This is a genomic window from Mameliella sp. AT18 (genome assembly GCF_028807275.1).
Classification (GTDB): domain Bacteria; phylum Pseudomonadota; class Alphaproteobacteria; order Rhodobacterales; family Rhodobacteraceae; genus Antarctobacter; species Antarctobacter albus.
In genome coordinates this window covers 1-10,618 of sequence record NZ_JARAMO010000126.1, presented here as the reverse complement: position 1 = coordinate 10,618, position 10,618 = coordinate 1, and the positions used below count along the sequence as shown (strand labels likewise).

Sequence of the window (10,618 nt, the reverse complement as noted above, 5' to 3'; positions counted from 1 at the left end):
CCAGTTGGTGGACCACTTTCAGGGGGCTATTCCAATGAAGGCAAGGCGATTGATGCGCTTTCGAGGCTCGCGGATGTCAAGCGGCGCCGCGGGTACACGGATGGCAAATCGCACGTGACGCCGATCCGACACAAGACGTGAGGCGCATCCCGCCAACTCACATCGCACCAGGCACCGCCCTGCATTCCTCGTCGCATCGTGCGAACCCGGGCAGAACGGGCCCGGGCGCACAACTCAGGGAAACTGGACGCCATCGGCGCCTGGGCGCGATGGCGTCCAGTTCAGCATTGCCGTTCCGGGACCGAAATGATCAGGCCGTCCAGATCTTCCGAAATCGGGATCTGGCAGGCCAGCCTTGACGTCGTCGGGTCCGGCTCATGTGCAAAGTCCAGCATATCCTCTTCGATCGGGCTTCGCTCTGGCATGAGAGCAACCCAGTCTCCGGCAACATAGACATGGCAGGTCGAACAGGCGCAGGCACCACCGCATTCCGCCTCGATTCCACGAACACCGTCATTTCGCGCCACTTCCATCAAGGACAGGCCAATTGTTGCAGAGACAACCCTGCGGCTGCCATCGGCCTCGACAAAGGTCACTTCAACCATGTTTTGTAATCCTCAGCTCGACTTGGCCGGGAGTTGCGCCAGGGCCTCGACCTCGACCAGGAATTCCGGACGGGTAAACCCGCTGACGATCACCAGGGTAGAGGCCGGTTTGACGGGCAGATGCGCGACCCGGGCATCGCGTGCCTCCATATAGGCCGCCATGTCCTCACGCCGTGTCACGAATGCGGAAAACCGCAAAACATGGGATACATCGGCACCTGCCTCGGCAAGGATCGCATCAATGTAATCGAAACAAAGCTCGGCCTGCGCCCGCACATCCGTCGGAATGGTGCCATCCTTGGCCAGCGCCAATTGCCCGGAGGTCACGATCAGCCCCCCCTCCGCTGCACCATGGGAATAGGCCCCGAAAGGCGACGGCAGGGCTCCTGGGATAAGTGCTTTCATTCTTTCTCTCCGGGTTCAGCAAGACCACAGCGGGTCAGGAACAATTGGATGGCTTCATTTGCGATGCGGTCCGCATCGAGAGGTGTATCCGGCTCGGCATCCATCAACATACGTGTCTGCACCTCGTATTCGGCATAGTGCTGCGTCACCGCCCACATGTTGATCTGGAACAGCAGGGGGTCGATCGGGGCAATCTTGCCCTCGTCGATCCATGCCCGGATCACATCCGACGCTTCGTCGACCGCCGCACGCAACCCGGGCCAGTGCTCGGCCATTTCCGGTGCGCCGCGTGCCATTTCCTTGGCAAAGAGCCGCGAACTGTCAGGATGCTCCAGTGCATGCCTGATCTTGCGTTCGATATAGGCTCGGATCGCTGTTTCCGGATCGTCGCGGCTGGAGGACAAAAAGAAGATCTCGCGCCATTCGGACAGGATGTACCCCAGAGCCTCCTGGTAGAGGTCTTCTTTGCTGGAAATGTAGTAGTGCAGTTGTGCCTTGGATATACCCGCGGCATCGGCAATCGCCTGGGTTGACGTGCCGGCCAGACCGTTGCGCGCAAATTCCCGAATGGCCGCGTCGCGAATGGTATCGCGCATCAGCGTGCGTTTTTTCTGTGCGACATTCATTTGTTATCGCCTCGGTTTGCGCGCATCAGATGCGCGCCAGTTTACGTTCGACCCGGCCCAGGAATGCCTCTCGGTCAGATTTGGACCTGTGGTTCATACTATGTAATTGAAGCCAGGTTACCCGGCACATGCGATTGAACAACATCCGGAACCCCCGCATCATCAGCGATCTGTTCGGGTCACGGATGATGCGCAGCCACCACCAGGGAGACCCCGAGGTTGTGACAACAGTGAACCGTCGGATGTTCCGCAAATTGCCACTGGGCCGCTTGCCTTTCGCCGAAGGAATGCCGAAAGCGACGCCCGGCAGCCAGACCCGTTCCAGCCAGCCCTTGAGGATCGCGGGCGGGCCGTACATCCATGTCGGATAGATCAATACCAGGCTTTCAGCCCAAAGCATTGCGTCGACATGTGTGCGGAGTTTGTCGGCGAGGCGATCGGGCTGTGATTGGTAAAGCGACCAGTCCTCCGTCGACAGGACCGGATCGAACCCCTCGCGATACAGGTCAATCACATGCAGGTCGTGCCCCTGTCCCGCCAGCGTCCGGCATGCCATGTCGAGGAGCGCGGCACCAAAGCTTTCGGCACTTGGATGCGCAAAAACGATGAGTGTCCGCATTGGCCGCGCTCCTCGGAGTGGATCAGTTGCCGGTCAGTGCGGACTTGATGTCCAGACCATGGCCCTTGTTGACAAAACTGGTGTCAGCCACTTTTAACAGATCCACGGCTCCGGCTTCGATGATGCCCGACTCCACGGCGAGGTCATGAAAGGCCTGAATCCGCTCGGCGCTCAACGCACCGATTCCCAGCTCCAGCGCCTCGCCGACATCAATGATGCCCAGTTTGTCGAATTGGGCCATTTCCTTGTCCAACTTGGCGACGGTCATTTCCGGGTTGGCCGCGATGATGGCGTCATAGGCCGCAGTGCGGTCGCCGTAGAGGTAGTTGTACCAACCCTCGATGGAGGCATCCAGGAACCGCTGGACCAGGTCGGGGTTCTCATCCACAAGATCCTGCCGGGTCTCGATTGTGGTCGCGTAAGTGCTCCAGCCGTGATCCGCGAGGAGGAAGGTATCCACCTCCGCCCCCTGATTGGCGGCATAGATCGGCTCTGCCGTGCCGTAGGCCTGCTGTACCAGCGCCTCGTCATTGAGGAACTGCGCCAGGTTGAAGCCGTAGGGACGCAGCTGTTCGTCCTGGAAGTCATGCTCGTCGACCAGCCACTGCCAGAAGCTGAACTGCCCGTCCTTGGAAACCAGAACCGTCGGCGCGGACGCAAGCGCGGCGAAATCCTCGTATTGCCCGGCATGGGCCATCAGCGCCTGCGGATCCTTCTGGAAAAAGGCCGCGACGACGGTTGTCGGAATGCCGTTGCGCACGTTGTCGAAAGACAGGAGCAGGTTGCCCGCCATCAAGAAATCCAGCCGTCCGGCAGACAGCATCGGGCGGTTGTTGACCTGCGGACCACCCGGGCGGATCTCGACGTCGAGCCCGTATTTCTCATAGGTCCCGTCGGCCAGGGCCTGGTAGAAACCACCGTGCCCACCTTGCGCCAGCCAGTTGGTGCCAAACACCACTTTATCGTCTGCCCAGACGGCGCCCGCCGTCAGGATACCGCAGAGGGCTCCAAGGGCCGTTTTCATCGTTTTCATGGTTTTCCTCCTTATTGGTCCTGTCAGTCGGCGCGCGCCATATCGGCGCTCCAGCCGCGTGTCTTGCCCGGGTTCATCAGGCCGTAGGGATCGGCCAGCTTCTTGAAGGCGATTTGCGTGTCGTCGATCTCTTTCATGCCGCCGTCCTCGATGGTCACGACATGCGGATCGAAGATCGTGCAACCGTCGATCTCATCGAGTTCCCGGATCAGTTCGTATGTCTCTTCCTTGCCGCGATAGCGGACCAGCGGCAGGGCAAAGATCTGGATCTCGCCGTCCATGCGCGCCATTTCGTGGTGCCAGAAAAGCTCGTCGCCGTAGCGTGCCATCTGTCGCATCACCAGTTGCGGATCGAAGGGGCGCGGATAGGCGACCTGCAGGTAGGTCCACCCCTTGTCGACCTTGAGTGCCTGCAATGTGGTGTGGTTCCAGCCGCATTCATAGGCCGGTTGCAGCCCGGCCTTGCGGATCTCGGGCTTGGTCATGGCAAAGGAAATACGCCCACCCATGCGCTCGGCCTCGGCCTGGAACCGCGCCATTTCCCTTGGCGCAACCATGGCAAAGATCGCATCGCGGTCATCGGGAAAGAGATCCCCGAATTTCTTGTAGTATGGTGCAAACCGGCGCTCCACCGCCGTCAGCAGGTAACAATCGAACTCTTCGCCCTGCGCCCTCGTGGCAAATTCAAGCGCTTTGTCATACCCGTCAAAGAGAGCGGCAGTATGAACCCAGTCGGTCGCCTCCGTCAGGGCCAGGCCGATCTCGACCACGATGCCGTTGGTGCCATAGGCATGTTGCACCTTCTGGATGTCCTCGCCATGCAACTCGATGACCTGCGGTTCGGGCTCGACCGTGACGACCTTGACGTGGGTGACATTGCCGGGATCGCGCAGCATACCGTGCCGCAACGATCCGATGCCCCCGGATCCGCCGGCGAGAAAGCCGCCGATTGTCGCCATTTGCCGGGTCGAGGGGTACATCAGCAGTTCCTGCCCGGTTTCACGTACCGCATCGTCCAGCCGCGAGATGCGGGCCCCCGCCTGCACGCTGACATGGCCGGGTTTGATCTCGATCACCTTGTCGAGGCGTGTCAGGTCCATGATCACGCCACCTTCCAGCGGCACACACTGGCCGTAGTTTCCGGTTCCGCCCCCCCGCAGAGTCAGCGGCACCCGGTGCCGCGCCACCAGAGAGGCCACATGCTTCACCTCATCCAGTGTCTGCGGCATCACCAGGAACTCACCCCGCAGGTCCTTGAGTTCCTCGTTCAGGATTGGGCTGTACCAGAAATAGTCATGCGACCGCGCCGCTAGGTACTTCTCGTCGTCATAGGCACGAATGCCGTTCAGAGCCGCTGCGAAAGCCGCCTGATCCCAGGTCGTGGTCATCTGTCATCTCCTTGAATTCCTGGCAGCCGCCTGCCGTTCTGCCAGACCTCGCGCCTGGCGCTCGTCCGGCTCAGCGCGTCACCGGGTCCGGTGGCGTAGAACCGGACAAAGGAGGCCGGCGCGCCCTCGCGCAAGCTCAGATCCCGGCCCATCCAGCGTGCCGGTGCCGTGCTGATCGCATCCAGCCAGTCGTGATGCGGCAGGTGCCCGTTCAGGACCGCAAGGCGATAGACGTCCCAGAGGTCATAGTCGCCGTAGGGGTAGAACCCGTCGCGCACATTATCCGAACCGATCATCACCGGGATACAGGCGGCCCGCGCCTCGTGCAGGGGCGCCAGTCCGCGCAGGCGTGGTGTCCGGCCGGTGCCGCCGTCCTGAAGATAGCTGTTGGCCCCGGGAAGGACGGTCAGGCCCACACCGGCTTCGGCCCCCTGGTCCAGAACGCGGTGCACATCATCGGGATCGCGCACGGACAGGGCGCAGCCATGCCCGCACAAGACATGCCCAGCCATGCCACGCCGCGCCGTTTCCGCGATGATGGCGTCAATACCGCAGGCCTCGGGCTCCAACCCTTCATCGACGTGGAAATCGAGATCGAGTCCATGTTTTTCGGCCAGGTCGAAAACCGTGCGGATCTTTTGGCAAAGATCCTCGTTGCGATAGACAAAGGCGCCAAGAACGCCGCCGTCTTCTCGCACGGTCCTCGCCACGGACGCACCGATCTCGACCAGATCATCCAGCGGCGTGAGCGAAGCCAGCTGCAGGTCAACCCGCCCGCGCCATTGCCGTGCCATGTCCGACAGGACGCTCCAGGCAAGGGGCGCCTCTTTGCCGTGCCAGTCTACATGGCTGCGCATGAGCGCTGTGCCATGGGCATAGGCCCGCGCCAGCCCGGTTTCGGCCCGTTTTTTCAGGTCATCCACCGTCCAGTTGGCCGTATCAGCCGCCATCATGTCGATGGCGTCGAACAGTGACTGGGCACGATGCGGCATGCGACAGGCAGTAAAAGTCTTGTCGAGGTGGACGTGAATGTCCGCCAAGCGCGGCATCACGAAGCCGCCGCCGGTCGTTGTAGATGGCCGTAGCACGACGATGCGGCCATCCTGGTGTGTCAGGTCCCAGGTCCCGTCCCTGCCGGCCAGCGAAAGGCCGGTCAGGGTTCCGCCCTGGATTTGAGGAGCATTCATCACCATCAACCTTCGCGCTTGATCTCGCTTTCGTGCCAATGGCCAAGCACGGCGCGGGACAACCAGGAGGTGATCAGGAAGATGATGACGCCCAGCAGGGAAACGAGGAAGAGCGCCGCGAACATCCGCGGAATCTCGTTGCGGAAACTGGATTCGAGGATACGTGAGGCCAGCCCGGTGTTCTGACCGGCGGTGCCCGCGACAAACTCTGCCACCACGGCGCCGATCAGGGACAGGCCGCCCGCGATCTTCAGCGCGGCCATGAAATAGGGCAGTGCCGAAGGGATCAGCAGATGCCGCAACCGCTGCCAGGGCGTGGCCTGGTAAAGGCGGAACAGGTCACGCAGGTTGTGGTCGGCACTGCGCAACCCGATGGCTGTGTTCGAGAGGATCGGAAAAAAGGCGACGATCCATGCGCAGATCAGCAAAGCGACGAAAGTGTTGCTGACATAGATCAGGATCAGCGGCGCGATCGCGACGACTGGCGTCACTTGCAGGATGACCGCAAAGGGAAACAGGCTCATCTCGACCGGTCGGGACAGGGCAAAAAGCATACCCAGACTGACGCCGCCAATAATGGCCAGCGCCAGAGACAACAGCGTCAGCTTTACGGTGAAGGCCGCGCTTTGCATCAGAGATGCCCAGTCGGTGATCAGGGTCTCGGCGATCAAGCTTGGCGCAGGGATCAGGTAGTGCGGCACTTCGTTGTACCACACCAGGAATTCCCACAGACCGATGGCCAGCGTCAGCGCGATAATCGGTAACAGGATCCGCAGGCGACGTTCGCGCCGCGCGTGCAGGACACGCGGATCGACAGCGGGGCTGACCGGCTTGGTGCCGGCCTGGGGATCAATGGTTGAGATCGACATTGGTCATGGTCCCTTCCAAGGCGTTGCTGACCCGCTTGCAGGTCTCGGTGTATTCGGTGGTCATGCGGTATTCCGCGTTTCTCGGGTACCCGCCGGACAATGGAATATCGTGGACCACACGCCCGGGCCGGGCCGCCATCACGACAACGCGGCTGGACAGGTAGACGGATTCAAAGACCGAGTGCGTCACGAAGATCACTGTCAGACCGTGCTTTTCCCACAGGGCAAGAACTTCGTCGTTCAGCTTTGCGCGGGTCATCTCGTCAAGCGCGGCAAAGGGTTCATCCATCAACAGCAGCTTGGGCCGTGTCACCATTGCACGCGCAATCGACACGCGCATCCGCATCCCGCCTGACAGTTCCCGCGGATAGGACTTGGCGAAGTTGGCCAACCCGACCATCGACAGCGCCTCTTCAACCCGCTCGCGTGCCTCGGACTTGCTCAGCCCGTGCAGTTTCAGCGGCAGGTAGACATTGTCGTAGACGTTCGCCCAGGGCATCAGAGTTGCTTCTTGGAAGACGAAACCGATGTCGTTGCCGTCGCTGCTTTGGCCGGCTGGATGCCCATTGACGGTGATCTTGCCGCCCGACACGGACAACAGCCCCGCGATCATCTTTAACGCCGTACTCTTGCCGCAGCCCGACGGGCCAAGAAAACTGACGAATTCGCCCTGCTTGATGCCCAGCGACATGTCCCGCACGGCAACGGTGCCATTGCCAAAGGTCTTGTCCACGTCGCGGATATCGATCAGGTCCGGCGTATCCGGCCGGTTGGATAGGTCATTCATCGTTCACGTCTCCGGTTTGCGGTCCAGCCAGGACAACGGGATGCTGTCGATCTCGGCCATTGCTGCGACCAGACCGGACACAGCGTGATCAAGGGTGGCCTCCCCCTTTTCGGCCGTGGCGAGATGTGCCTCGCCGCAGGCGCCTGCCGTGTTCAGGTCCTGTGTTTTCCAACCCGGCCTGACAGCGCGTCCAAGACCGATATTATCAGTCTTTTCAGCCAGATCCTGGCCGCGAGACCGAAAATCACGGGCAAGCCCCATGTCCACATTGTCAGGGTCAAGCGCCAGCATGACCGATGTTTCCATGTCGCCCGCGTGGATCCCGTGGGCGCGTTCTGTGGCGGAATAGATCCCCTCCGGCATTCCGAATCCGACCCAGGTGCATGAAAAGGTCATCATCCCCTGCGACACGCGCAACTCCCGCGCGGCCTGATCCATGGCAGGAATATTCCCGCCGTGACCGTTGAGAAAGACCGTCTTGCGCACTCCGGCGCGTGCGACGCTGGCCCCGATCTCGGTCAGGACACGCCCAAAGGTTTCGCCTGTCAGGGTCAGCGTACCTGGAAAGTCGATATGCTCATCACTCTTGCAGACGGCCTGTGTCGGGAGGATCAGCACCGGGCTGTCATCCGGCAATGCCTGGGCCAGTCTTTTTGCGAGGTTATCGACGGTGCAGGCATCCACGGACATGGGCAGATGCGGGCCGTGCTGCTCGATCGCCCCGATTGGTTGAACCGCGATGATGCGTTCGTGTTCCAGTTCCGCGAATGCGCGCCTGGAATAATCCGCCCAGTACCGCTTCATCTCGCGGGCCCCTGTCTGACAGGCCTCAGTTTGATCTTGATCATTTTGTCCTCCCTCCATCGAAGCGTAGAGAAAAACATAGCAAATGGTCAAACTATTTGGTAAAAGTATGTAACATTCTGTAAATCAGAGACCTTTCCAGAATGATGAACTTCGAAACCCGCGAATCACCGCGGGTTTCCATTTCCGCGACGCTCCGCATGCGGCTCGATGCCGCGCAAAGCGGAACGCAACCAATCTGGAAACCACCCGGGAGGAGGACATGCAGAAGTTGGTTATTGCCGGAGGCGGCCAGGCAGGCTTTGCACTGGCGGCCAAGGCCCGAAGCCTGTGCCCTGACAGCGAGATCACACTGATCTGCGAAGAACCGGACCTTCCCTATCAACGCCCGCCCTTGTCCAAGAAATACCTGCGAAACGAAATGGCGCGCGAACAGCTCTACCTGAGGCCCGAGGGCTATTACACTGATCAGGGTATCACCTTGATCCGTGGGCATTCGGCCAGGAAAATCGACAGGGACGCCAAGCGCCTCCTCCTCGACAACCAGGCCTTCGCATATGATCAGCTTGCCTTGACCACGGGCGCACGTCCACGGCGCCTTCCGCCTGCAGTCGGTGGGGATTTGCCTGGTGTCTACTATCTGCGCAACGTGCAGGATGTGGACCGCATGGCGCCAGAATTTCAGGCCGGGCGCCGGGTTCTAGTGATTGGCGGCGGCTATATCGGGCTCGAGGCGGCCGCCGTTGCCGCGAATTCGGACCTGTCGGTGACATTGGTCGAAATGGCACCGCGCATCCTGCAACGGGTGGCGGCACCCGAAACCTCGGATTTCTTCCGGACACTACATTGGACCAGAGGGGTCGATATCCGGGAAGGGATCGGACTGGACAGACTTGAACGCGACAAGACAATAACCGCGCGCTTTTCGGACGGCACAGCGCAGGAGGTTGATTTCGTCATCGTCGGGATCGGCATCGAGCCCAACGACGCTTTGGCCCGGGACGCAGGGTTGCCCTGTGATGGCGGCATTGTAGTGGACAAGTACGGGCGAACGTCGGACCGCAATATCTGGGCCGCAGGTGACTGTACGCGCCTGCCTTACCGGGAAAACATGATCCGGCTGGAAAGCGTGCAGAACGCCATCGACCAGGCCGAAGCGGTTGCCGCCAACATGTTGGGACAGGAAACCGACTACGTGCCGAACCCCTGGTTCTGGTCCGACCAGTTCGATGTCAAACTGCAGATTGCCGGTCTGAACACCGGCTACGACCGTGTCGTCGTCCGCCAGGCCGCGCGTGGCGGCCAGTCGAACTGGTACTTTCAGGGCGAAAGATTGTTGGCTGTCGACGCGATGAACGACCCGCGCGGATACATGATCGGCAAGCGTTTGATCGAAGCGGGACGGTCGCCGGAACAGGCGCAGGTCTCCGATCCCGATGCCGATCTCAAAGCATTGCTGTAGAAAATGGCCGGTTTGAGCGCGCCCGATAACCTCGTGTCAGCTCAAGCGCGACATGCCGCCTTTGACACGTCGGATGGGAATCGAACTCTCGATCGACGAGACGCCGTCGATCCGGGTCAGCCGCGCTGTCAGGAAGTGTTCGAACTCATCCAGATCCCGAACCGACACCCGAAGCAGGTAGTCGCGATTGCCGGTCATCAGCCAGCAATCGACGACTTCCGGGCATAGTCTGATGGCACGTTCGAAACTCACAAGCCCGGTGTCGACCTGATGTGCAAGTTTGACCGAGACAAAGATATTCATGGCAAAGCCAAGTTTTCGCTCATCAATATGCGCGCTGTAGCCGGTGATGATCCCTTTGCTTTCCAGTATGCGGATGCGGCGGGAACAGGGCGACGGGGACAGGCCAACACGCTCGCTCAACACCTGGTGAGAGATACGCGCGTCCTCCTGAAGCTCGTTCAGGATCTTCAGGTCGATCTCGTCCAAATCCAACATAACCGCCTCGTGATAGATGCCAACAAAGAACACGGAGTTCTTGGCACAGTCTGCCAAACTTTCGGGCACTACTAACGAGATTGGCGCAAACTGCCAAGTCGCTACGGTTAATCTGCGCCAAAATCGGAGGAACCCATGTCCAGACATGATGCAATCGCCCACCAGGACCCGGACCCGGAAGAAACGCGGGACTGGCTGGACTCGCTGGAATCCATGGCCACGGCAGAGGGCCCGGAGCGGGCGCAGTTCGTTCTGAACCGTGTTCAGGACCATGCCCGCCGACTGGGCGTCACCACGGCCGGGCTACCCTATTCGGCCTATCGCAACACGATCCC

Annotated in this window: 13 protein-coding genes; 2 read left to right on the top strand and 11 right to left on the bottom strand. The window is 60.7% G+C overall.

The features are described 5' to 3' along the window. Positions 1 to 281: 281 nt before the first annotated feature. The 10 genes from PVW46_RS13655 to PVW46_RS13610 are packed head-to-tail and all read right to left on the bottom strand — an operon-like array spanning position 282 to position 8,323. Positions 282 to 605 (bottom strand): 2Fe-2S iron-sulfur cluster-binding protein, encoded by a 324-nt coding sequence (locus PVW46_RS13655; RefSeq protein ID WP_167645700.1) that lies wholly within the window; start codon positions 603 to 605, stop codon positions 282 to 284. A 12-nt stretch (positions 606 to 617) separates the two neighbouring features. Next, positions 618 to 1,010, bottom strand: coding sequence for a RidA family protein (locus PVW46_RS13650; protein WP_043144469.1), 393 nt, complete (start codon positions 1,008 to 1,010; stop codon positions 618 to 620). Then, positions 1,007 to 1,636: a TetR family transcriptional regulator C-terminal domain-containing protein gene (locus tag PVW46_RS13645; protein ID WP_043144470.1), complete on the bottom strand. Its 630-nt coding sequence runs from the start codon at positions 1,634 to 1,636 to the stop codon at positions 1,007 to 1,009. The genes PVW46_RS13650 and PVW46_RS13645 overlap by 4 nt, the downstream gene beginning before the upstream one ends. A gap of 25 nt (positions 1,637 to 1,661) precedes the next feature. Then, complete coding sequence (locus tag PVW46_RS13640; protein ID WP_043144471.1) at positions 1,662 to 2,255, bottom strand: NAD(P)H-dependent oxidoreductase; 594 nt, start codon at positions 2,253 to 2,255, stop codon at positions 1,662 to 1,664. A 22-nt stretch (positions 2,256 to 2,277) separates the two neighbouring features. Beyond that, positions 2,278 to 3,288 carry an ABC transporter substrate-binding protein gene (locus PVW46_RS13635; protein ID WP_274576209.1) on the bottom strand — a complete coding sequence of 337 codons (1,011 nt, stop codon included), beginning with the start codon at positions 3,286 to 3,288 and terminating at the stop codon, positions 2,278 to 2,280. A 23-nt stretch (positions 3,289 to 3,311) separates the two neighbouring features. Next, positions 3,312 to 4,676: an FAD-binding oxidoreductase gene (locus tag PVW46_RS13630; RefSeq protein WP_274576207.1), complete on the bottom strand. Its 1,365-nt coding sequence runs from the start codon at positions 4,674 to 4,676 to the stop codon at positions 3,312 to 3,314. Then, positions 4,673 to 5,863 (bottom strand): amidohydrolase family protein, encoded by a 1,191-nt coding sequence (locus PVW46_RS13625; RefSeq protein WP_274576205.1) that lies wholly within the window; start codon positions 5,861 to 5,863, stop codon positions 4,673 to 4,675. The genes PVW46_RS13630 and PVW46_RS13625 overlap by 4 nt, the downstream gene beginning before the upstream one ends. A gap of 5 nt (positions 5,864 to 5,868) precedes the next feature. Next, complete coding sequence (locus PVW46_RS13620; protein ID WP_274576204.1) at positions 5,869 to 6,732, bottom strand: ABC transporter permease; 864 nt, start codon at positions 6,730 to 6,732, stop codon at positions 5,869 to 5,871. Next, on the bottom strand, positions 6,713 to 7,519 hold the full coding sequence (locus PVW46_RS13615) for an ABC transporter ATP-binding protein (RefSeq protein WP_274576202.1): 807 nt from the start codon (positions 7,517 to 7,519) through the stop codon (positions 6,713 to 6,715). Before PVW46_RS13615 ends, PVW46_RS13620 begins: the two co-directional genes overlap by 20 nt. Positions 7,520 to 7,522: 3 nt before the next feature. Then, positions 7,523 to 8,323: a creatininase family protein gene (locus tag PVW46_RS13610; protein WP_274576200.1), complete on the bottom strand. Its 801-nt coding sequence runs from the start codon at positions 8,321 to 8,323 to the stop codon at positions 7,523 to 7,525. Positions 8,324 to 8,585: 262 nt separating this feature from the next. Between PVW46_RS13610 and PVW46_RS13605 the strand changes: the two genes are divergently transcribed. Further along, on the top strand, positions 8,586 to 9,785 hold the full coding sequence (locus tag PVW46_RS13605) for an NAD(P)/FAD-dependent oxidoreductase (protein ID WP_274576199.1): 1,200 nt from the start codon (positions 8,586 to 8,588) through the stop codon (positions 9,783 to 9,785). A 36-nt stretch (positions 9,786 to 9,821) separates the two neighbouring features. On the opposite strand, the gene PVW46_RS13600 is transcribed toward PVW46_RS13605, so the two are convergent. After that, on the bottom strand, positions 9,822 to 10,283 hold the full coding sequence (locus PVW46_RS13600; RefSeq protein ID WP_274576197.1) for an Lrp/AsnC family transcriptional regulator: 462 nt from the start codon (positions 10,281 to 10,283) through the stop codon (positions 9,822 to 9,824). A 135-nt stretch (positions 10,284 to 10,418) separates the two neighbouring features. Between PVW46_RS13600 and PVW46_RS13595 the strand changes: the two genes are divergently transcribed. Continuing rightward, the coding region (locus PVW46_RS13595) for a pyruvate dehydrogenase E1 component-related protein (RefSeq protein ID WP_274576195.1) at positions 10,419 to 10,618 on the top strand (200 nt) is incomplete at its 3' end.